At 41.2% G+C, this 21,330-nt stretch carries 20 protein-coding genes; 8 read left to right on the top strand and 12 right to left on the bottom strand.

The window, feature by feature from the left end:
* Positions 1–73: 73 nt before the first annotated feature.
* Both ACH3Z1_RS00800 and ACH3Z1_RS00805 read right to left on the bottom strand, forming a co-directional pair.
* Positions 74–2,473, bottom strand: a complete 2,400-nt coding sequence (locus ACH3Z1_RS00800) for an N-acetylmuramoyl-L-alanine amidase (RefSeq protein ID WP_490819940.1) — start codon at positions 2,471–2,473, stop codon at positions 74–76.
* A gap of 4 nt (positions 2,474–2,477) precedes the next feature.
* Entirely contained in the window at positions 2,478–2,840 is a 363-nt protein-coding gene (locus ACH3Z1_RS00805; RefSeq protein ID WP_490819941.1) for a BlaI/MecI/CopY family transcriptional regulator, read from the bottom strand.
* A gap of 231 nt (positions 2,841–3,071) precedes the next feature.
* Between ACH3Z1_RS00805 and lpxB the strand changes: the two genes are divergently transcribed.
* Complete coding sequence (gene lpxB, locus ACH3Z1_RS00810) at positions 3,072–4,193, top strand: lipid-A-disaccharide synthase (protein WP_490819942.1); 1,122 nt, start codon at positions 3,072–3,074, stop codon at positions 4,191–4,193.
* On the opposite strand, the gene ACH3Z1_RS00815 is transcribed toward lpxB, so the two are convergent.
* From ACH3Z1_RS00815 to ACH3Z1_RS00825, 3 genes are read right to left on the bottom strand one after another with little or no spacing between them, the layout of a single operon-like run.
* Complete coding sequence (locus tag ACH3Z1_RS00815) at positions 4,194–4,754, bottom strand: hypothetical protein (protein ID WP_490819943.1); 561 nt, start codon at positions 4,752–4,754, stop codon at positions 4,194–4,196.
* Between the two features lie 37 nt (positions 4,755–4,791).
* Positions 4,792–4,968: a DUF6728 family protein gene (locus ACH3Z1_RS00820; protein WP_490819944.1), complete on the bottom strand. Its 177-nt coding sequence runs from the start codon at positions 4,966–4,968 to the stop codon at positions 4,792–4,794.
* A gap of 27 nt (positions 4,969–4,995) precedes the next feature.
* A complete protein-coding gene (locus tag ACH3Z1_RS00825; protein ID WP_490819945.1) occupies positions 4,996–6,039 on the bottom strand; it encodes a homoserine O-acetyltransferase family protein in 1,044 nt (347 codons plus the stop codon).
* Between the two features lie 97 nt (positions 6,040–6,136).
* Here ACH3Z1_RS00825 and ACH3Z1_RS00830 point away from each other — a divergent pair, with 97 nt between their 5' ends.
* Positions 6,137–7,300 (top strand): trans-sulfuration enzyme family protein, encoded by a 1,164-nt coding sequence (locus ACH3Z1_RS00830; protein WP_490819946.1) that lies wholly within the window; start codon positions 6,137–6,139, stop codon positions 7,298–7,300.
* Positions 7,301–7,372: 72 nt separating this feature from the next.
* The gene (locus tag ACH3Z1_RS00835) at positions 7,373–8,029 is read left to right on the top strand and encodes a cupin domain-containing protein (RefSeq protein ID WP_490819947.1); all 657 of its coding nucleotides are present in this window, start codon (positions 7,373–7,375) and stop codon (positions 8,027–8,029) included.
* 8 nt (positions 8,030–8,037) lie between these two features.
* Here the strand turns inward: ACH3Z1_RS00835 and ACH3Z1_RS00840 are convergent, their stop codons facing one another.
* The gene (locus ACH3Z1_RS00840; RefSeq protein ID WP_490819948.1) at positions 8,038–8,772 is read right to left on the bottom strand and encodes a ThuA domain-containing protein; all 735 of its coding nucleotides are present in this window, start codon (positions 8,770–8,772) and stop codon (positions 8,038–8,040) included.
* A gap of 140 nt (positions 8,773–8,912) precedes the next feature.
* Here ACH3Z1_RS00840 and ACH3Z1_RS00845 point away from each other — a divergent pair, with 140 nt between their 5' ends.
* Both ACH3Z1_RS00845 and ACH3Z1_RS00850 read left to right on the top strand, forming a co-directional pair.
* The gene (locus ACH3Z1_RS00845) at positions 8,913–10,088 is read left to right on the top strand and encodes a nucleoside permease (protein ID WP_490819949.1); all 1,176 of its coding nucleotides are present in this window, start codon (positions 8,913–8,915) and stop codon (positions 10,086–10,088) included.
* A 93-nt stretch (positions 10,089–10,181) separates the two neighbouring features.
* Entirely contained in the window at positions 10,182–11,375 is a 1,194-nt protein-coding gene (locus ACH3Z1_RS00850) for a Gfo/Idh/MocA family protein (protein ID WP_490819950.1), read from the top strand.
* Positions 11,376–11,445: 70 nt separating this feature from the next.
* Here ACH3Z1_RS00850 and ACH3Z1_RS00855 read toward each other — a convergent pair whose 3' ends face one another.
* Together ACH3Z1_RS00855 and pepT are read right to left on the bottom strand one after the other, a co-directional pair.
* Positions 11,446–13,158 carry a GMC oxidoreductase gene (locus ACH3Z1_RS00855; RefSeq protein WP_490819951.1) on the bottom strand — a complete coding sequence of 571 codons (1,713 nt, stop codon included), beginning with the start codon at positions 13,156–13,158 and terminating at the stop codon, positions 11,446–11,448.
* A 50-nt stretch (positions 13,159–13,208) separates the two neighbouring features.
* A complete protein-coding gene (pepT, locus tag ACH3Z1_RS00860) occupies positions 13,209–14,447 on the bottom strand; it encodes a peptidase T (RefSeq protein WP_490819952.1) in 1,239 nt (412 codons plus the stop codon).
* A gap of 91 nt (positions 14,448–14,538) precedes the next feature.
* On the opposite strand from pepT, the gene ACH3Z1_RS00865 reads away from it, so the two are divergent.
* On the top strand, positions 14,539–15,084 hold the full coding sequence (locus ACH3Z1_RS00865; RefSeq protein ID WP_490819953.1) for a hypothetical protein: 546 nt from the start codon (positions 14,539–14,541) through the stop codon (positions 15,082–15,084).
* Positions 15,085–15,253: 169 nt separating this feature from the next.
* Here the strand turns inward: ACH3Z1_RS00865 and ACH3Z1_RS00870 are convergent, their stop codons facing one another.
* Complete coding sequence (locus ACH3Z1_RS00870) at positions 15,254–15,709, bottom strand: FKBP-type peptidyl-prolyl cis-trans isomerase (RefSeq protein WP_490819954.1); 456 nt, start codon at positions 15,707–15,709, stop codon at positions 15,254–15,256.
* Between the two features lie 173 nt (positions 15,710–15,882).
* Between ACH3Z1_RS00870 and ACH3Z1_RS00875 the strand changes: the two genes are divergently transcribed.
* Together ACH3Z1_RS00875 and fmt are read left to right on the top strand one after the other, a co-directional pair.
* Positions 15,883–17,187 (top strand): exo-beta-N-acetylmuramidase NamZ family protein, encoded by a 1,305-nt coding sequence (locus ACH3Z1_RS00875; RefSeq protein ID WP_490819955.1) that lies wholly within the window; start codon positions 15,883–15,885, stop codon positions 17,185–17,187.
* A 72-nt stretch (positions 17,188–17,259) separates the two neighbouring features.
* Positions 17,260–18,183 (top strand): methionyl-tRNA formyltransferase, encoded by a 924-nt coding sequence (gene fmt, locus ACH3Z1_RS00880; protein ID WP_490819956.1) that lies wholly within the window; start codon positions 17,260–17,262, stop codon positions 18,181–18,183.
* A gap of 3 nt (positions 18,184–18,186) precedes the next feature.
* Here fmt and ACH3Z1_RS00885 read toward each other — a convergent pair whose 3' ends face one another.
* The 3 genes from ACH3Z1_RS00885 to ACH3Z1_RS00895 all read right to left on the bottom strand — a co-directional run bounded on the left by ACH3Z1_RS00885 (position 18,187) and on the right by ACH3Z1_RS00895 (position 21,329).
* Positions 18,187–18,888, bottom strand: coding sequence for a rhodanese-like domain-containing protein (locus ACH3Z1_RS00885; protein ID WP_490819957.1), 702 nt, complete (start codon positions 18,886–18,888; stop codon positions 18,187–18,189).
* A gap of 7 nt (positions 18,889–18,895) precedes the next feature.
* Positions 18,896–19,849, bottom strand: coding sequence for a LysM peptidoglycan-binding domain-containing protein (locus ACH3Z1_RS00890; protein ID WP_490819958.1), 954 nt, complete (start codon positions 19,847–19,849; stop codon positions 18,896–18,898).
* A gap of 124 nt (positions 19,850–19,973) precedes the next feature.
* Positions 19,974–21,329 (bottom strand): methyltransferase RsmF C-terminal domain-like protein, encoded by a 1,356-nt coding sequence (locus ACH3Z1_RS00895; RefSeq protein ID WP_490819959.1) that lies wholly within the window; start codon positions 21,327–21,329, stop codon positions 19,974–19,976.
* Position 21,330 lies beyond the last annotated feature (1 nt).

Consider the following 21,330-nt stretch of genomic DNA (forward strand, 5'->3'; position numbering starts at 1 on the left):
ATCTGTGGCTAAATTATTTAAGCTGGCATTATGAAATCAGTTTGAATGACTCTTAACTACCACTTCAGTTCTATTATTCCTCAGATATCATAAAAGTAATTGTCTTCTCAAATCTTGAAACCACAGTTTTCCCATTAACTGCAGCAGGTTTCCAGTTTGGACCTTTCGCAAACATCCGAACAGCTTCCTGCGCAGTGCCATAACCGGGATCATTCATTGCTTTTACATCACTTAGTTTACCAGATTTATCGACAATAAAAGAAACTTTTACAGCATATTTACCCGGAGGCGCCCCATTTATTACAGGGATATCTCTATTCAGGTTTCTTTCAAGGTATTTTCGCCAGGCAGTATCACCTCCCGGAAATGAAACTGGTTCCTGCTGTTGGATAAAGTCATTCACTGATTCATTAGCATTCGCTGCAAAATTGATATTAGATGAGGGGCTCCCTGGCTCATTTATTTGATTTTCACTGTGCGCTTTAAAACTGGCTGCCTTTTTGGTAGTAAGCAGCACCACACCTTTCACCTCTTCATTGGTGAATATTTTTATTGCCGCCGGGTCTTTGAAAATGTTAATCTCTTTGATCGTGTTTGGCTCAATATCATTCAACTGATTATAACTTATTTTCTCACCATTCAGCAAATACAATAAACCCTCCTGCGACTTATATTTTTCACGGAATTTGAAATAAGGATTGCTTTCCGGTTTTGACAAATCAAGATTTCCGTTCTTGTTGTTCTTTACAGATGTAAAATGTCCATCAGGTTCATCAGACGACATTGCTTTACTGGTTTCTTTACCACCTACTATTAAATCATTCTTCAATTCATTCAAATCAATTTCCCTAATCTTAACCATGGGATTTTTTTCTGCCTCAGCAAGGTATTGCTCAACAGCTTGCAAAATGGCCTTAGCAATCTTTTCCTGGTATATCTGGCTCTTTAATAAAACAACCTCTTCTTTGTGTGTAATAAAACCAGCTTCTACCAATACGGAGGGACATTTCACAGTCTGTAAAACATAAATGCCTTTGCTTCTGCTTCTGATGCCTTTAAATGTGGTTCCGCTCTGGCTTAATAAATTACCCATCCAGTTAGCCAGTTGGTAACTTTTTTCATAATCGAAAGCCTTCGCTTTGTCTGCCAGATAAATTTCAGCTCCTTTCTGTTGGCTATAGCCAATCGTTTTACCATTTTTGCGGATAGGTGCAGCACTGTTCACATGTAGTGAAACAAACAAATCCGGCGCCAACGCATTTGTTTTTTCTGCTACCTGCACTACGGTGTGGAATTCGTCAGCATCACGCGTAAGTATGATATCTAACTGCGGATTATTGTTTTTCTCCTTCAGCATTTTTGCCAACTGAAGGGTTAATACAGATTCCGTTGTTCCATCAGCACCCCTTGCGCCCACATCTTCTCCCCCATGTCCGGGATTGATAACGATGCGGTAGGTTTTACTGAGTTTCATCGGGGCTAACGTTTCCAGATCAATATCTGTTACGGTAATACCCGACTGCTGTGTTGCTTTCACATCATTAATGACACTTTGCAAGACATTTTTTACAGAAATGGGATGCTCGGCTCTGTACGCTTTGCTACGAAAAGCAAACAGCACAATAACAACCGCCAGCAGTGGTAATATTACCAGGCGACGGATATAACTGAATCTTGGGTTTTTATGATTTGTTAACATTTGCAACCTCCTTTTTATGGGTGAAAAAAAGAACGGGTGCACAAGGTCGAAACGATGTGTCGGGTATACTGCCGTTAACAGCATTTGCGCCAATGCAGCCGTGTCACCATCCTGTACCGCTTTTTTATCTGCAATGAATTCATGGATCATATCCATTTCCTTTTTGAGTAACCAGAAAAATGGATTGAACCATCCGGGAATCAACATCACCTGAATCAGCAGTTTATCAACAGAGTGTTTCTGTCTAACATGCGTCAGCTCATGTTGAAGGATCTGTTTACCCGATGCGCTTCGGATATCGATCTCTTCATTCCAGAAAATATATCGGAAAAAGGAAAAGGGCGTCCCCTTTGCCTGGGTGATGATCAGAAATACATCGCCTACCTGTTTACAGGAATGTTTTTTCAATAAAGCATAAATCCTGTAAAAGGCCCTTATTAAAAAGGCAAGAAGCATAGCAGCTATCAGTATATATAAAAGACTCACTATACCCTCCATACTCCAGTGAAACCCTTTGCTTCCAATGACTGCCTCTAACTCGGAATTATTATCCGCTACGACCGATAAAAAACGGATGACCTGCTGCTGGCTGGCATAAGTTGTTACCCATTGAATTTTAACCAGCGGAACCGTCCACGAAAACAAAGCCACGGCCAGCAGGTAAAACCGGTTATACTGATGAAATTTTTTATTTCGCAAAGCTATCCAGTAGTACCCCATCATAATGGCACTACATAGCATTACTTGCAGAAAATAATAAGCCGTACTCAGCATGCTTTTATTTTTTGGCGTTTTTAATTTCCTGTAACAAGAGTTCGAGTTCGCGTATACTGATATCTTTCTGTTTCACCATAAAAGAAACAGCTTCACTGAATGAGCCTTCAAAATAACCTTCCACCAGGTTACGTATGGTGCTGGACGAATATTCCTCTTTTGATACCAGCGGATAATAGCGGTGCATTCTGCCTACAGGTGTAATGCCTACAAAGCCTTTTTCTACCAATATTTTTAAAATAGTAGCCACCGTATTTGAATGTGGTTTGGGTTCCGGTTGCTGTTCAAGAATATCTTTCAAAAAAGCTTCTTCCAGTTTCCAGATACTGTGCATGATCTGTTCTTCTGCCTTTGTTAATGGTTTCATGGGGGGGTATTATTTTAATCGCAGAACAAACCTAAAACTAATTTTTTAGTTTTACAACTATTTTTTTAGTTATTCTGAAAAAAACTTTGTTAATAGCCGGAAAGCGTTTGGATGGATGTATTTTGCGAGGGGAAATCGTGAATGGTGAATGGTCAATGGTGAATTGTATTCTGTATTACAATTATTAGCCTCGACTCTTTTAAATTCACGATTGACCATTCACCATTCACGATGAAATACTACCTCATATCAGGTGAAGCCAGTGGTGACCTGCATGGCAGCAACCTTATCAAAGAATTGAAACGTCAGGATGCCTCGGCCGATATTCGCTGCTGGGGTGGCGATTTAATGGAAGCTGCCGGAGGCGTTCTGGTCAAACATTACCGCGATCTGGCTTTTATGGGTTTTGCTGAAGTGGTGAAAAATTTACCGACCATTTTTCGTAATATCAAATTCTGCAAAGCCGATATAACAAGCTGGCAACCCGATGTACTGGTATTGATTGATTACCCCGGTTTTAATCTCCGTATTGCTGAATGGGCCAAACAAAAAGGGTTTAAAGTGGTCTATTATATATCACCACAGGTTTGGGCATGGAAAGAAAACAGGGTAAAAAAAATGAAGCAGTGCATCGACAAAATGCTTTGTATACTTCCCTTTGAAAAAGATTACTATAAAAACAAATGGAACTGGGAAGTTGACTATGTAGGACATCCACTGGTGGAAGTAATAGAGAGGGAAGTTAAAGCTGTAAGCTACAAGCTGCAAGCTACAGGTAATCCTGCAAAAGCCACTATTGCCTTGCTGCCGGGTAGCCGTAAGCAGGAGATTGGTAAAAAATTACCGATCATGCTGAGTGTTGCTTCGCATTTTCCCGACTACCAGTTTGTGGTAGCCATGGCTCCGGGACTTGATGATAATTTCTATGCGCCCTTTCTGGCAAGTGCACCTAATGTTAGCAGTGTAAGCAATAAAACCTATGAACTGCTCATGCAATCAACCGCCGCATTGGTTACAAGTGGTACCGCTACTTTGGAAACAGCTTTATTAAAAGTTCCCGAGATTGTATGTTACAAAGGAAGTAATATCAGTTACCAGATTGCTAAACGACTGATCAGTATAAAATATATTTCGCTGGTTAACCTCATTATGAATAAACTGGTAGTGAAAGAATTGATACAGGATGAACTGAATACTGAAAACCTGGTAAAGGAATTAGAACTGATACTGGGAAACAAAGACTACCGAGAACAAATCTTAGCAGATTATAACGCATTATGGCAATCTTTATCCAACGCTGGCAATGCTTCCCATTTAGCTGCACAACATATTATTGATCTGTGCAGGCAATAGTTATCGGAGTGCAACCAATATACTGCTTCGATTATATGCTTTTAACCGGTCCAACGCATCAGCAACTTCCCGGTTCCATTTGTTTATTTTCATCACATCACGCATATTTGATACATCAGTATCAAATTCATCGTCCATTTTACGTCTTGCTATATTGATTGAATCACCCAAACGCTTTACTTCAGATTCAAATCCTGCAAAATGCAGGCTCCTTGTATCCAGCAATTGTATCAACAATCTTTTATGCAATTCAGCAATATTGAAATGAATCTGTTCATGCTTTAATAAAACAGGATCTTGCGAATGTTTTGTCCACGATGATTTTTTCATAAAAAGTGTGGAAAAATCAAATCTGGCGATGGTACTGTGAACGGATACTTTGTATTTAATTTCTGAATAAGTAAGTGCCGAAAAATGAGATTCACGATCCGGAACGCCACGGTAATCCATCCAGCGTAAATCTCTGCCCGATTGCCAGGGCAATGTGTCTGTTACCTGGGCGGAAACAGAACAGAAAAAAACATGACTGACCAGGATAAAAATACTGATGCCGGTTTTCATACCCGAAATTTACACAAATAGGCAACCTGAAAAAAGTTTACCTGAACAGTGGCAGAATCACCAACTTGAAAATGATGATCAACACTGCTACCACAAACATGATCAATGAAATACGGTTCATACCATGCATGTATTTCATCCACAGCGTACGTGGCTGATCGGGATCTTTCTTTTTAAGGTAAAGGTATTCTGCTAATTGTCTGAGGATGCCCATAAAGAACCATTTGTGCAAAAATAACAGTTATCCGCCAGTTTGCTGCTGTTCAAGCCAGGGCCTCAGATGCTGGGTAATCTGCCTGGTTTCTATGATGAAACCATCATGTCCATACGTTGATCCTATTTCCACCAATGTTGCATTGGGCAGGTGCTCCTTCATAAAACGCTGCTCGTCTAATGGACAGAGAATATCACTATCGATACCAATAATAAATACGGGTTGTTGAATTTTGTTAAGTGCTTTTATCAGATCACCCCCTCTCCCACGTGCCAGGTGATGGCTGTCCATTGACTTGGTTAATAACCAGTAAGAGTAAGCATTAAACCTGTTTACCAGTTTTTCGCCCTGGTAATTAATATACGAGGAAGCCCTAAAATCATCGATTTTCTCTGGATCCGGATCGGTTTGTGCCTGTTGAAAAATGCCATAGTTACGGTAGGTAAGCATACCTATGGCCCTTGCAGCCTTTAACCCTGCTGCACCGGCTTTATCATGGGCTTCTTTCCATGTAGCATCTGCTTCAATGGCCAGTCTTTGTGCCGTATGCACAGCCACACCCCATGCACTCTCTGATGGAGAAGTGGCAATTAAAAATAAACGCTGAATAACAGTGGGCTCCATCAATACCCATTCCAATGCCTGGTAACCACCCATACTTCCACCCATCAACAAACTAATTTGTTCAATCTGCAGGTGTTCGCGGAGCAGGATATGTGCATTGACCATATCACGAATAGTGATATGGGGGAATGATGCGAAATAAGGCTTTTGTGTTGCAGGGTTGGTACTTAAAGGCCCTGTGGTACCATAACAGGAACCCAGTATATTGGCACAAACAATAAAATAATCAGCAGGATTAATGAGATCATTATCACCTATCAAACCCTTCCACCAGTCGGCACAGTCGGCACTGGCCGTTAATGCATGACAAACCCAAACCACTTTCGATTCCTTTCCTTTCCACTCACCATAAGTATGGTAAGCAATGGTGAGAGCGGGAAGAGATAAACCCGACTCCAATGCAAACGGCTGTTTGTATTCAAAGTATTTCAACTGATTATTCCTCATTTCAACAGCAAAATAAGGGCAGGAGTGAATTACATTTGTAAAAATCTTTGAAAGGGCCAGTCAGCCAGCAGAGATCCTTCATTTTCAAATAGCCATCATGTCTGATAAAATTACCCGTACCATACGTACACAGGTGAACAGAACTCCTGAAATGGAACATTCTTCCCCGATGTTTCTTACCAGCAGTTTTTGTTTCGATGATGCAGAATCAATGCGCGCAGCATTTGCAGATGAAACGGATGATAATATTTACAGCCGTTTCAGTAACCCCAATGTGCAGGAATTTACAGATAGAATCTGTGCATTGGAAGGTGCTGAAGCAGGTTATGCTACCGCTTCGGGTATGAGTGCTGTTTTTGGTTCGTTTATGGCACTGATGAAACAGGGGGATCATTTATTATCCTGTAATTCCATCTTCGGCAGTACACATACTGTGATCTCCAAATACCTTCCCAAATATGGTATTGAATACAGTTATGTTGCTGCTTCAGCTACTGCTGAAACATGGGAAGCAGCCATTCGCCCCAATACCAAAATGATTTACCTGGAAACGCCGACCAATCCGGGTCTTGATCTGTTAGACCTAGAAATGATCGGACAACTGGCGCGTAAACATGGTATCATCCTGAATGTAGACAATTGTTTTGCCACTCCTGTCAACCAGCGTCCTATTGAATATGGTGCTGATCTGGTGGTACATTCTGCTACCAAATGGCTTGATGGACAAGGGCGCGTACTAGGTGGTGTGGTAGTAGGCAAAAAAGAATTGATCAAAGATATCTACCTGTTTTGCAGAAGTACCGGACCGGCATTGTCTCCCTTCAATGCCTGGGTATTGAGTAAGAGTCTGGAAACACTGGATGTAAGAATGGAAAGACATGCATCCAATGCATTACATATCGCTTCGGCACTGGAAGGTCATGCAGCCATCAGTTGGTTGAAATATCCTTTCCTGAAAAGTCACCCACAGTTTTCCATCGCCCAAAAACAGATGCAGAACGGCGGCGGTATTGTATGTTTTGAATTAAAGGGCGGACTGGAAGCAGGACGAAATTTTCTGAATAAGCTGAAAATGCTTTCCCTTACTGCCAACCTGGGCGATACAAGGAGCATCGCCTCTCATCCTGCCAGCACGACCCATGCAAAACTCACAGAAGAAGAAAGACAGGCGGTGAATATTACACCGGGCCTTATCAGGATTTCGGTTGGACTGGAGCACAAAGATGATATACTGGCCGATATATTACAGGCCCTGCTCTAATCTGCTTCTAATACCATTCTGTATTTCGTATTCAAATCCTGAATATCTTTAAGGATTGAGTAACCCCTTTGCATGCGCCTGAATAAAAGACGACCCCTCTTACTGGTACTTTTTATTATTTCACTGCGTCTTACCGCACAGGAAAGTTCGTCATCCGCATCGTTGATCAGGGATATTTACAGTAACTGGTTTAATGATCGCCCGTTTGCTTACCAGGAATGTGATACTTTTTTTTATTCCGACCGGGTTGATACCAATATCATTAATAAGGTAAAGCAGACTTTTTTATCTGACAAAGAATACAAAGAGTGGGACCCGGATCAGGCTGCATATGTAAAAAGAAAAACCCGTTTTACGCTGGAAGAACGACGTTATATAGTGAATCAACTGGATGCAATTAAAAAAATAAGCTGGCCCGCAAAAATGTTTCCTTTTGCTTACATGATACCATTGGATACGGTTGATCCCTTACTCACTAAAACAGATAACAGCAAAGCAAAACCACAGCAGAAAATTTGTATGGAGATACAGCATTTTACTGCCCCTTTTTTTCTCCGCAACAACACACTTTGCTTTTTTTACCTTGGTAAAAGCAGCATTTTTTCCAAAGAAGGTACTTTCTGGATCTATGAAAAAGTAGATGGCGAATGGAAACGATTGGCCAGCATTTATGAATGGTCGGCGGCTTCTAAATTAAAATACAACAACGAAATAGATTTTTTTAACTAGGCTCATTATTACTTGCCCATTGCATAGTTGATTCCTCCCAAAATATGTTGCAGAAACAATGGATCGGAATAAGATTCATGCGTATGTCCCAAACCTGTATAAAATGCACGCCCCCCAGCAAAAGAGTGGTACCAGCTAATGGGATGGTTATTACCATTTTCACCTCCGGTATAACTTGACTCATCTAACGTAATCAATACTTTTAAATCGGGTTGAATGTCTTTAAAATTATACCATTCATCCCAGCGTTTCCAGGTCTTAGGTAAATGTTTGGTAGCAGGGTGTTTGTGATCCTGGATATGTAAAACAGCATCCTGCTGTTTAGGATGACTTTTAAAATAAGCACCTACCAGTTGGTTAAACCAGGGCCAGTCATACTCGGTATCAGTAGCCGCATGAATACCCACAAAACCTTTTCCCTTCTGTATAAATTTTTTAAATGCAACCTGTTCTTCTTCATTCAATACATCTTTGGTGGTACTCATAAAAACAACTGCATCATACCCCAACAAATTTTCGTCTGTAAAAACATCTGACGTACGGGAAGTGTCTACACCAAAGCCGTTTTGTTTACCCAATAACTGTATTGCCGTCACTCCGGTAGGAATAGATTCATGGTAATATCCTTTGGTTTCAAAGAAAACGAGTACCCGCTTTTCTTTATCAAGCGGGCGCATGGCTAGCGTAACAACTATCAATAAAAACAGCAGGCTGCAGATGAATGGCAAATTCCTTCGGTTCATAAACAAGTTTGTTACAAGTTACTGATAAAACTGATGCTATAGAACAGGGATATTTGAATAGGCGGGTCGTGAATATTTCTTACATTCATTTTTCGTATCAGTTCTACTTCTGATATAAGAAAACCAAAACCAACTGCTATATGAACAGCAAAACAGGATCACTGCTGGCCTCCATGATGTTTTTTGAATATTTTATCTGGGGTGCCTGGTATGTTACCATGGGTACTTATATGGGTACGCATTTGCAGGCCACCGGTGTAGAAATTGGAGCTGCCTACAGTGCACTGGCTATTGCCACTATGATCTCCCCCTTTTTTGTGGGTATGATTGCCGATCGTTTTTTTGCCGCACAAAAAATCATGGGAGTATTACACCTGCTTGGGGCCGTTCTTTTATTTCTTGCAACAAAAATAACTGACAGTACCATCTTTTACTGGGTCATCCTGGGTTACTCCTTATTATATATGCCTACCATTGCGCTAAGCAATAGTGTTGCTTTCTCTCAAATGACCGATCCGGGTAAACAATTTCCATGGATACGCGTGTTTGGAACACTGGGCTGGATTGTAGCAGGCGTACTGATCGGACAATTGGGAATTGAAAAAACAGCTTCTACTTTTTATATGGCCGCTGCCGTTTCTCTAGGCTTAGGTTTATTGAGTTTTGTTTTACCCAATACGCCACCTAATGGTGCTGATAGCTCTGCCTCAAAAGCCATCGGAACAGAAGCATTTGTGCTGTTTAAAGAGAAACCTTATCTCATCTTTTTTATTGCAGCCATTCTCGTTTGTATTCCGCTATCTTTTTATTATGGCTTCGCCAATCCATTTCTCAATGAAATGAATTTTGAGAACGCCGCCGGCAAAATGACGCTCGGACAGGTTTCTGAAGCCGTATTCATATTGGCCATTCCTTTCCTGTTTAACAGAATCGGTGTAAAGAATATGTTACTACTGGGCATGAGTGCATGGATATTACGTTATCTATTCTTTGCTTATGGAGATGCCGGCGCCAATACCTGGATGTTATATGCGGGTATTATTTTGCATGGCATCTGTTATGATTTCTTTTTTGTAACAGGTTATATGTATACAGAGAAAAAAGCAGGTGCTAAAATTAAAAATGCGGCACAGGGGCTGTTTACCTTCGCTACTTATGGTGTAGGCATGTTTATCGGTACCTGGTTCAGCGGTTATATTGTTGATCTCTACAAAACCGGAGAAACGCACAACTGGCTTAACATCTGGTATGTACCCGCCTATATTGCCATGGGTGTGCTGGTTTATTTTGTATTGTTTTTTAAGGAAAAGAAATAAATGAGTGTGTGAATGATGAATGGTCAATGGTGAATTATTTATATTTTCGAATTCACGATTCACCATTCACCATTTGCTCATAACAATCTCTATATGAAAAAAATTGCCATGCTCGGTTCCGGTTTTATTGGCCGGTTTTATGCCGATTCGTTACAGGGTTACAGAAGCAGGGATAAGATCATTAGTATTTATTCCCGCAGAGAAGAAAGTGCGAAGAAATTTGCAGCAGATTATCATTGCGCACACTGGACCATCAATATGGAAGAAGCCATTGCACATCCTGATGTGGATGTGGTATGTATTGCTTTACCCAACAACCTCCATGAAGCGGCAGTGATGCTGTGTTGTAAACACAAAAAAGCAGTCATTACCACAAAGCCATTAGGTCGTAATGCAGAAGAAGCCAAACGCATGCTCATTGCAGTAGAAGAAGCCGGCATTTTTAATGGTTATCTCGAGGATCTTGTTTATACCCCAAAATTCATCAAAGCCATGGAGAGTGTAAAGCATGGTGCTTTGGGCAGGATACTTTGGGCAAAGTCAAGAGAAACACATCCTGGTCCACACAGTGAATGGTTCTGGGATATTGAACAGGCAGGTGGTGGCTGTATACTTGATCTTGGTTGTCATTGCGTAGAGATTACCCGTAGTTATATCGGGAAAGATATTAAACCTGTTGAAGTCATGTGTTGGGCCGATACACAGGTGAAACCTATTGATGCAGAAGATCATGCCATTGGTCTTGTAAAATATGAGAACGGTGCTATCGGACAGTTTGAAGTAAGCTGGACTTTCCGCGGCGGACTTGATCTGCGCGATGAAGTAATGGGTAGCGAGGGCACCATCTGGATCAACAGTTTTCTCCGTACCGGTTTTGATATGTTTACCACGGGTAAGGGTGCAGATTATGTAGCAGAAAAAGCAGAAAGCAATACAGGCTGGCTCTTTCCTGTAGGCGATGAACTAAATGAACTGGGTTATAACCATATGTTCATGGATATGTTTAATGCCATGGAAAAGGGTGTTGATCCCAAAGAAACATTTTATGACGGGTATGTAGTCAATGCCATTCTTGACGCTGCCTATAAATCGGCTAAAAGTAAACAGTGGGAACCTGTAAAGCTTGATATCTGGAGAGGACAGACAGGACTCTCTAAAGGAAGTCACCTTGTTTCATACGACAATGATCATTACTTGATAAAAGAAGAAATGACTCATTTCGGCACTAAAAAACTCATCCTGAAAAATAAGCAGACGGGTAAAATTAGTGAGCAGATCATTGAGTAGACCATAGTTGATGGTCCATAGTCCATGGTAGCAAGAAGAAGAACTATGGACGATGGGCCATCAATTATTCTTACAAGTTTCCCTTCTTCAGCTCTTCCACCGAGTGGTTAGCTGCCCTCGCCGTAAGTGCCATATAAGTAAGTGATGGATTCTGACAGGCAGAAGAAGTCATACAGGCACCATCTGTTACAAATACATTTTTTGCATCCCATACCTGGTTAAATGCATTGAGTACCGATGTTTTCGGATCGCGTCCCATTCGTGCTGTACCCATTTCATGAATACCATGCCCCAGTGCATGTCCGCCATCCCAGGTTCTGATATTTTTTACACCTGATGCTTCTAACATCACCTGCAGTTCAGTAATGATATCTTTTCGCATCCTTAATTCATTCTCTTTCATTTCACAATCCATGGCCAATACGGGTAAACCCCATTTATCTTTCTTCTCTTTATCAAGCATGATTTTATTTTCATGATAAGGCAATATTTCACCAAAGCCTGTTGCGCCTATGCTCCATTCACCCGGTTCTGTTAATGCATCTTTGAAACCCGCACCGATGGATAATTCTGCCACATCTCTCGACCACCCTGCCCTGCTGGCACTGCCCTGGTAACCAAAACCACGCAGGTAATCACGTTGATCATTACCCATATTTACAAATCGGGGGATATAAAATCCATTGGCTCTTCGTCCGAAATAATATTTGTCTTCATACCCTTCCACTTTTCCGGAAGCACCGATATTGTAATGATGATCCATCACATTATGCCCCAGCTCACCGCTGCTGCTGCCCAATCCACCGGGCCATATATCGGTTGCACTGTTAAACAAGACCCATGTAGAGTTTAAAGCAGAAGCATTCAGAAATACAATCTTTGCATAGTATTCGTAAGTCTGGTTGGTTTCTGCATCCAGCACTTCTACTCCTTTTGCTTTTTTACTGTCTTTATCATAAATAAGTTTTGTAACAATGGAGAAAGGTCTCACAGTAAGATTCCCCGTTTTCATGGCCGCAGGTAACGTAGATGACTGTGTACTGAAATAACCACCAAAAGGACATCCTTCCCAGCAGCGGTTTCTGAACTGGCATTGTGTTCTGCCTTCAATGGGTGCGGTAAGATTGGCCACACGACCTATGATGAGATGCCTGTTACCATTGAATGCTTTCCTGATTCTTGCTGCCACATCCTTCTCCACACAATTGAGTTCCATGGGTGGTAAAAATTGTCCGTCGGGTAAATGTGTCAATCCTTCTTTTGATCCGCTGATGCCTGCAAAACGTTCTACATGATCGTACCAGGCTGCTATATCTTTATAACGAATGGGCCAGTCGGTTCCAATACCTTCTTTGAGATTGGCTTCAAAATCAAGATCGCTTAATCTATAACTCTGCCGGCCCCATAAAACGGAGCGGCCGCCCAACTGGTAACTTCTCCACCAGGTAAAAGGTTTTATTTCTGTGTAGGGACAATCTTTTTCATTGGCCCAGTCGTCCATTACCACTTCGCTTGCAGCCCAGCCTCTGTGAAGCACAGGGAAATCTTTTTTTTGCGCTGCAGTTGTTCTTCCCCTGTATGGTAGTTCCCAGGGGTCTTTGTTGGCCGTTGTATAATCTTTGATGTGTTCGTAAGGGCGACCCCGTTCCAGCATTAAAACTTTCAATCCTTTTTCGGTGAGTTCTTTGGCGGCCCAGCCACCGCTGATACCAGAGCCAATGACAATAGCATCGAAACTATTTTGTGCAGTTGCTTTTGTATTCAGGTGAAGTGTATCTGACATGGCAGTATTTTTCGTTTGAGCAAACAGAAACGCCATTTAAATTAAGCGATTCACTCCATATTACAAGCCAGTTTCACCAGTACTTCTACCGCTTTTTCCATATCATATACACTTACCCACTCGTGTTTGCTGTGAATAGCCTGCATACCGGTAAAAATATTGGCACAGGGCAACCCCATAAAACTTAACCGGCTCCCATCTGTGCCGCCACGAATGGGTTCTTTGCGCACTGTAAGACCGGCTGCCCGGTATGCTTTTTCAGCCCTTTCATTTACCTGAGGATGCTGGTCAAGTACCTGTTTCATATTACGGTACTGCTCTTTTACTTCGAATGTATAGGAAGTGCCGGGATATTGCCGGACGATCTGCTCACACATATCACGTAACCTATCTTCATATACTGCGAGCAGTTCTGTTTCAAAATCGCGTATAATAAATTCTACTGTTGCTTTTTCTGCTATTCCCTCCAAATGAACGGGATGAACAAAACCCTGCCTTTTTTCTGTTGATTCGGGGCACCATTTAGTGGTTGGTAAAGCATTAAGCAATGATGAAACCAGTTTTAATGCATTTACCATTTTTCCTTTCGCATATCCAGGATGGGCGCTGATCCCATAAAATTGAATGGTTACGCCATCTGCACTGAATGTTTCATCTTCATAAGTGCCCAGCTCTCCCCCATCAAGTGTATAGCCAAAATCGGCACCGAGTTTTTGCATATCGAGTTTCTCCGTACCCCTGCCTACTTCTTCATCAGGTGTGAATAATATTTTGATGGTGCCATGAGGCAATTCCGGATGTTGCATGAGATAGTGAGCCATATCCATGATGATGGCCACACCACTTTTATCATCTGCGCCTAACAGGGTTAAACCGCTGGCTGTAATAATATCTTTTCCGATCTGTTGTTTGAGATAAGGATAGGCTTCTATACTAATGACCTGGCTGGGGTCATCAGGTAAAACAATCACCTGACCGGTATAATTTTTATGCAGTATAGGCTTTATGTTATTCCCACTACAATCAGGTGCTGTATCAACATGACTACAGAAACAGATGACAGGTGTTGGTTCTTTTGATGTTGAGGGGATAGTGGCATATACATAGCCATATGCATCTGTTTCAACATCGGTAATACCCATTACTTTTAATTCGTCCGCCAAAAGCCGTGATAGTGTCTTTTGTTTTTCTGTACTGGGGAAACCGGCACCATGCGGATCACTTTGTGTATCGATCTGCACATAACGCATAAAACGCTCTGCTACTGTAAATGAGTATGAATGAAGCATCCTGCAAAATACAAAAATCAATTACTGTATTACTGAATACTTGCAATTACCAATTCTGTTTTCTATTTTGTATGCAACCAAAAACAACCATATGAAAAAAACACTGATTGGCTCTCTCGTGGGCGCCGTCATTCTCTTTCTCTGGCAATTTGTTTCATGGACGGCATCCGGATTGCACAGATCTGCTGAAGCGTATACACCCAAGCAGGATAGTATTCTCCAATACCTGAGCACCCAATTTTCCGAGGATGGCAGCTATTTTCTGCCGACTGCCCCTGATGGTGCGTCGAAAGAAGAACAGGAAAAACTCTATGAAACGATGGATGGTAAACCATGGGCACAAATTCATTATCACAAATCGATGGATATGAATATGGGAATGAATATGGCAAGAGGTTTTGCCATCAATATCGTTATCCTATTATTGGTTTGCTGGTTGTTTAAAAAGATGGGAACACCTCCATTTACCACTATTCTTATGGCTAGCATTGCCATTGGATTAATTGGATTTTTCAATGGACCTTATACCAATTATATCTGGTTCCAGACACGCGATCTATACGGTCATCTTATTGATGCCATTGCTGGTTGGGGACTTACAGGCTTATGGTTAGGATGGTGGTTGAGAAGACCGTAGCCAGTTTCGAGCAACAAGCTTCAAGCTACAAGCATCGCAAACTGCTACATTTAAAATAAAATTTGTGGATACTGAGAAGTGATCAGTATTAATAATTTAAACAAGTGGTTATAAAAAGAAAGGTCGCAGTAATGATTACTGCGACCTTTCTTTTATGAGTGAATGCTTATTAAGGCATAATGATCAATGGGCTTGCTCCATCAATAGCCACCAGCTCCAGATCGAAGACCAGGTCTTCTCCTGCCAGCGGATGGTTGGCATCCAGCACTACTACTGCTTCACGTACTTCAGCAATGGTTACAGGAAAATTTTGTCCTGAGCCATTACTCATATTCAGTTGCATTCCCACTTCAGGAACCATATCGGCGGGGAAACGGTCACGCGGAAACTCCATGATCATTTCTTCCTGCTTAGGCCCATAAGCCTGGTCGGCTGGGATATGAATTGTTTTTTTCTCGCCAACAGCCATACCGGTAACGCCATCATCAAAACCGGGTATTACCATTCCGCCACCCACTTCAAACTCCAATGGTTCTCTTCCTTCAGATGAATCAAATGTAGTTCCATTGGTTAATTTGCCGTGATAATGCACTTTTACAGTATCACCTTTTTTTACTTGTTGCATACTATTTTGTTATGTGATAAAGAATACGGAACGCTGCAGCTTATCATTGACATCCGAAAAAAGGAAGAAAAGGTTAAGTTGTTATTAAAACGCGCCGAACGGCAAAAGTACAACCTGCAAAGCAAGTGCAGCCAAGTATTTTTTGTTAACTTTCGCATTTTAAAGACCCTTATATGAAGATCGTTACCCTTGTCTGTTCCTTGTCTATTGCATTGAGTCTCAACGCCCAGCCAAAGGATACAAAAGACCAGAAAGAAAAAGCTACTCCTTCAAAAGAGGATAAAGAACTTAAAATTATTCCGGCAGCACACAGAACACAAGTATACCTGCCTTTACTGAAAGGAAAACGTGTAGGCATTTTTGCCAATCATACCGCTACTATTGGTGAACGTCACCTGGTAGATACCTTATATACACTCGGTGTAAAAATTACCAAAGCATTCGGACCCGAACATGGCTTTAGGGGCACTGCTGATGCCGGCGAAAAAGTAGATAATTATATCGACCCATACACAGGTATTCCGGTTGTTTCATTGTATGGAAAGAAAAGAAAACCCAGTGCCGAAGATTTAGCAGATGTAGATGTATTGCTTTTTGATATACAGGATGTGGGCACACGTTTTTATACTTATATCTCTTCATTACAGGAATTCATGGATGCGGCATTTGAACATGGAAAGCCGCTGATGATACTTGATCGTCCCAATCCAAATGGTTTTTATGTAGATGGCCCCATACTTGATACTGCTTATAAAAGTTTTGTAGGCATGCAACCCATCCCCGTTGTATATGGTATGACCATCGGCGAATATGCCCTCATGCTGGCAGGCGAAAAATGGTTATCACCAAAAGCCAATGAGCGTTATGAATATTACAGGCGCGCAAAAAATTCTCCACCGGATACACTCTTTCATTTCCAGATCATCAAAAATCAGAACTATACACATAAAAGTCATTATGAACTGCCGGTAAAGCCATCTCCCAACCTGCCTGATATGTCATCTATTTACTGGTATGCAAGTACCTGTTTTTTTGAAGGCACTGTTTTGAGTGAAGGAAGAGGAACCGATCATCCATTCTCAATTTTTGGTCATCCTTACCTGCCCAAAAATATGTATGCTTTTACCCCCACCAGCAGAGATGGCGCCAAAGAGCCAAAACTAAAAGACAGACAGAGTTATGGATGGAACCTTTATGGGACTAAAGATGAAGTATTAAAAAAAGTGGATAATAAAATTCAGTTGAAATACCTGCTGGAAGCCTATAAGCTTTTCCCTGATAAAGAGAACTTCTTTATCAAACCAAAAAGTGAAAAGTCAACCGATTATTTTTTCAATAAGCTGGCCGGAACTGACCAGTTGATGAATCAGATTAAAGCCGGAAAAACAGAAAAAGAAATCCGCGACAGTTGGGCACCCGGCATCGCCGCCTTCAAGAAAATAAGGAAGCAATATTTATTGTATTTAGATTTTGAATAAAAGACGTGAATGTTGAATGGTCAATCGTGAGTTATTAAAATATTGACCATTCACCATTCACCATTCATCACTATGCGTATCATCTTCATGGGCACCCCCGAATTTGCCGTTGCATCATTGGACGCACTGGTTCATGCAGGTTTTAATATTGTGGCAGTCGTTACCGCTCCGGATAAACCAGCAGGCCGTGGAATGCATCTACAACAAAGTGCCGTTAAAAAATATGCAGTTGAAAAAGAATTGTTTGTACTCCAGCCTGAAAAATTAAAGGATCCCGTATTTATTACACAATTACAGGAACTGAAGGCAGACCTGCAGGTGGTCGTGGCATTTCGCATGTTACCAGAAATCGTCTGGAACATGCCTCCGATGGGAACCATTAATCTCCATGGATCTTTACTGCCACAATACAGGGGGGCAGCGCCCATTAACTGGGCAGTTATAAACGGAGAGAAAGAAACCGGGGTTACCACCTTCAAACTCAAACATGAAATTGATACAGGTAATATACTATTACAGGATCGCTTTACAATCGGACCAGATGAAACAGCAGGAGAAATACATGACCGTATGAAAATAATTGGTGCCAGTCTTTTGGTGAAAACAGTTCATGGTTTACAAGAGGGCATTTTGAAAGAGAGGATCCAGGATGAACTAATCAGCGAATCAGCGATCAAACACGCTCCGAAAATTTTCACTGAAACCTGTATCATTAACTGGGAGCAGACTTCTCTACAAATTCATAATCTTATTCGAGGGTTATCCCCTTTTCCGGGTGCAATAACGAAATTAGATGGGAAGATCTTAAAAATTTATAAGAGTACACCGGAGTATCAACAGCATACAGCTCCCGGAACTATCATAACCGATGGGAAAACTTTTTTAAAATTCGCTGCTATTGACGGGTATATTCATGTATTAGACCTGCAACTGGAAGGAAAGAAAAGAATGTTGATTGAAGATTTCCTGAGAGGTTATCGTCTGAAAGGATTTTAGGTTTTATTGGGTAATCTTCGCCTGAAGAATTTCTTTTGAAATAATTCCAAAATCTCTCCAAATCTCTTTCCCGTTTTTATAAATAATAAATGTTGGGAGTGCATCCGCTTTCACATGTTTCATCACTTCAATATCATTACCCCCATCTACTCTTACCAATTTAAATTTTCCGGCGAGTTCGGTTTCTAATCGACTGATGACAGGTTCCATTTTTTTACAAGGAGGACACCATTCGGCGCCAATATCCACTAACACTACGCCACCGGTCTGAATTTGCTGTTGAAATGTTTGTACAGACATTTGTTTCGCAATCACACCAGCTTCTAATGGCTTCCCTTCCAGTTGCCAGGCAACAGTACCACCCTTCAGGTTAAAGACTTCAGCAAATCCCTTGTTCAGCAACCATTTAGCCGCCTGTTCACTTCTTACACCAGATGCACAATACACCAGCACCAGTTTCGATTTATCCAGGTGTTTTGTTCTTTCTTCAAACTGCTGCTTGTTCAGCCAATCGGCCTGTAATGCATTTTTCAAATGGGTGGTTTTATATTCACCCGCCGTTCTCACATCCAGTAACTGATAAGTACCCGATTGCCATTTAGCATCAAATTCGGCTACTGTTATCGATATTTTCTGTTGTGCTATGCCATCACAAGATGATAACACAAACATCAACATAAATAATCCCTGAACAAATGATTTCATAACAGTTTTATTCAAAATAAGTGAGTGTAACTGTGAATTGTTGATCCTTCATATCCAAAACAGAGGCAGCAGAATTACTCATACGCAACAATAACCCTTCCGCTCCTTTTGTTTCAGGCAAAGGCCCCAAAACCCTTGCACAAATACTTTTATTATTCGATGCAGTTATCCGGACAATGGTACCAGGAGCAATGTCGTTGATGAGTACATAATATTTCCGATCGGTCCAGCCACTGATTGTTTTAAACGTAGATGCGCTGCCGGAAGATGATTTTTGAACAAGGGTAAGATCATTTTTAATGTACAGTGCTGCAAAAAAACCTTCATCAGCCCCTTGCGGTGATACTGGTATTATAGTTTCTTTTTTGGCTTCTGTTACCGGTGCTTCCGTTTTAGTTTCTGGCTTTTTTACAGGCTCGTTAATTGTAGTCGCCGGTTTATCTGGAACAGTTACTGCAGCGGTTTCAGTATTTTTTCCCTGTACATTATTTTCTGTAGGTAAAATTTTGGAAGCAATTACCTGTTCTTCATTTGTTTTCAAATAACCAACTATCACCTGTTGCCCGTTTTTAACTGCATTGTTACTCAATTTGTTCCATTTTTTCACTTGTGTTAATGGAACTTTATTATATGTCTGGGCTATTTTAAAAAGATTATCTCCTTTCCCTACCACATGATACAATGCTGTTCCGGTGTTTGAAGTTTGGATATCCTGTACTTTAAAAGGCACTTTTATGGTACTTCCTTTTGACAAAAGAGATGAAGGACTTTTACCATTAAACCGTGCCAACTGTGAAGCTGTAATACCATACAGGCGACCAATGGATGAGAGTGATTCCTTTTCACCTACTTTATGCTCAATATACATGGAATTGCCTTTGCCTTTAATCTGCAATTTCTGCTGTGCAAAAGCTGTCAACCCAATTAAAAACACCAGTATAAATAAGCAATATTTTTTCATAGACCCGGGGGATGAGAATGGCAAATTTAGGGAGTTAAACAGAGAAATAAGGAATAAGAAACATGAAAGGGTAAAGTAAAGGAGCATAATACTTTCTCATTGAATGTTTCTTATTCCTTATTTTTCATTTCTTCAGTATTCTCCATTCCTGCGGATAATAGTTATTGATGCGGTTGGGAAGAGCTTTTATCCAGCCCAGTGGCAGGTTTTCATACATCATTATATTCCATCCCTTGGGTGCCTGTAGCGAAAGATCCTGCCGACGCAGGTACTGAACTGCCTGTTCACAATCTATATGAACCTGGCTGAAAGAAGTTTTGGGCAACAGACTCATAGCCAGTTCATGCGAAGGCACTATATCTTTTCCTTTGATGGCACCTATTTCAACACCTGCTTTGCGGATGTACAACGACCCTGCCAGCACAGCAATTTCATCCAGCCATTTTTGCTGGATAACCCTGAACTGATCAGCCTGTTTGAACAGCATGTATTCATCTGACAAAGGAAGAAAAGATAAAAGCTGTTCGATTTCCTGTTTGCCGGGTTTGGCAATCGTTACATTTCTTCCATAAGATACCGCAGTATCTGTTGTTTTCTTTTTAAAAGCAGCAATAAAAAAACCTTCTCCTTTTAATTTGTCCGGGTAAAAGCGATAACCTGCAGCCTGTTTTTTTTCTGAAAAAGACTGTACAATACCCCATGCATCATCGGTCTGAACAGTTAATGATTCCATTCCCATTTCCTTCACTAACCAGTCTGCGATCATTTCATCCTCTTCCATTGAATAGGAACAAGTGGCATAAATTAAGATACCCTCCTCTTTGAGTACAGGCAGAATATCAGATAAAATTCTTTGTTGTCGCTGGCTGCATAGCTGAACATGATCAAGGCTCCATTCATCTATCGCCTCAGGATCTTTTCTAAATAAACCACTGCCACTACAAGGGGCATCAACGACCATTACATCAAAATAATTCCCCAATGATTGAAAATGGGCCGGATCATTATTGGTTACAACAACATGATCATTCCCCCATTTAGTCATATTCTCCACCAGTATGGCCGCCCGTGATTTGATGACTTCATTACTCACCAGCAACCCTTCTGAAAAAAACGATGCGAGTAAAGTTGATTTACCTCCAGGTGCGGCGCAGAGATCCAATACTTTTTTCCCGCCAGCTTCGGGTACCAGTTGTTGTAATATTTGCCAGAGAAACATACTACTTGCATCCTGCACATAATAGGCTCCGGCATGAAAGGAAGGATCTAATGTAAAAGAAGGTCTTTCGGGAAGATACAAACCCAATGGGCACCAGGGAATATGTTCACCTTCCCATTTTTTTGTTGTCCACTGTTGTTTTATGGGATGAAAGCGAATGGCAGTAACCTGTTCACCTGATTCGTGTACCTGCCTAAATGATATTTCATTAAAGCCGGCAACATGCTGAAGAGATTGAATAAGATCCTGGGGAACTGGCATA

This window comes from Sediminibacterium sp. FW305-C-49 (assembly GCF_058231085.1).

What these genes read in the sequence shown, in the direction of transcription:
- ACH3Z1_RS00835 (WP_490819947.1), top strand. Translation starts at nt 7,373, where the DNA reads ATGCGCCTGAATAAAAGACGACCCCTCTTACTGGTACTTTTTATTATT.
- ACH3Z1_RS00865 (WP_490819953.1), top strand. Translation starts at nt 14,539, where the DNA reads ATGAAAAAAACACTGATTGGCTCTCTCGTGGGCGCCGTCATTCTCTTT.
- ACH3Z1_RS00800 (WP_490819940.1), bottom strand. Translation starts at nt 2,473, where the DNA reads ATGCTGAGTACGGCTTATTATTTTCTGCAAGTAATGCTATGTAGTGCC.
- ACH3Z1_RS00815 (WP_490819943.1), bottom strand. Translation starts at nt 4,754, where the DNA reads ATGAAAACCGGCATCAGTATTTTTATCCTGGTCAGTCATGTTTTTTTC.
- ACH3Z1_RS00875 (WP_490819955.1), top strand. Translation starts at nt 15,883, where the DNA reads ATGAAGATCGTTACCCTTGTCTGTTCCTTGTCTATTGCATTGAGTCTC.
- ACH3Z1_RS00850 (WP_490819950.1), top strand. Translation starts at nt 10,182, where the DNA reads ATGAAAAAAATTGCCATGCTCGGTTCCGGTTTTATTGGCCGGTTTTAT.
- ACH3Z1_RS00845 (WP_490819949.1), top strand. Translation starts at nt 8,913, where the DNA reads ATGAACAGCAAAACAGGATCACTGCTGGCCTCCATGATGTTTTTTGAA.
- ACH3Z1_RS00890 (WP_490819958.1), bottom strand. Translation starts at nt 19,849, where the DNA reads ATGAAAAAATATTGCTTATTTATACTGGTGTTTTTAATTGGGTTGACA.
- ACH3Z1_RS00840 (WP_490819948.1), bottom strand. Translation starts at nt 8,772, where the DNA reads ATGAACCGAAGGAATTTGCCATTCATCTGCAGCCTGCTGTTTTTATTG.
- fmt (WP_490819956.1), top strand. Translation starts at nt 17,260, where the DNA reads ATGCGTATCATCTTCATGGGCACCCCCGAATTTGCCGTTGCATCATTG.
- ACH3Z1_RS00855 (WP_490819951.1), bottom strand. Translation starts at nt 13,158, where the DNA reads ATGTCAGATACACTTCACCTGAATACAAAAGCAACTGCACAAAATAGT.
- ACH3Z1_RS00870 (WP_490819954.1), bottom strand. Translation starts at nt 15,709, where the DNA reads ATGCAACAAGTAAAAAAAGGTGATACTGTAAAAGTGCATTATCACGGC.
- lpxB (WP_490819942.1), top strand. Translation starts at nt 3,072, where the DNA reads ATGAAATACTACCTCATATCAGGTGAAGCCAGTGGTGACCTGCATGGC.
- ACH3Z1_RS00805 (WP_490819941.1), bottom strand. Translation starts at nt 2,840, where the DNA reads ATGAAACCATTAACAAAGGCAGAAGAACAGATCATGCACAGTATCTGG.
- ACH3Z1_RS00820 (WP_490819944.1), bottom strand. Translation starts at nt 4,968, where the DNA reads ATGGGCATCCTCAGACAATTAGCAGAATACCTTTACCTTAAAAAGAAA.
- ACH3Z1_RS00885 (WP_490819957.1), bottom strand. Translation starts at nt 18,888, where the DNA reads ATGAAATCATTTGTTCAGGGATTATTTATGTTGATGTTTGTGTTATCA.
- ACH3Z1_RS00895 (WP_490819959.1), bottom strand. Translation starts at nt 21,329, where the DNA reads ATGCCAGTTCCCCAGGATCTTATTCAATCTCTTCAGCATGTTGCCGGC.
- ACH3Z1_RS00825 (WP_490819945.1), bottom strand. Translation starts at nt 6,039, where the DNA reads ATGAGGAATAATCAGTTGAAATACTTTGAATACAAACAGCCGTTTGCA.
- ACH3Z1_RS00830 (WP_490819946.1), top strand. Translation starts at nt 6,137, where the DNA reads ATGTCTGATAAAATTACCCGTACCATACGTACACAGGTGAACAGAACT.
- pepT (WP_490819952.1), bottom strand. Translation starts at nt 14,447, where the DNA reads ATGCTTCATTCATACTCATTTACAGTAGCAGAGCGTTTTATGCGTTAT.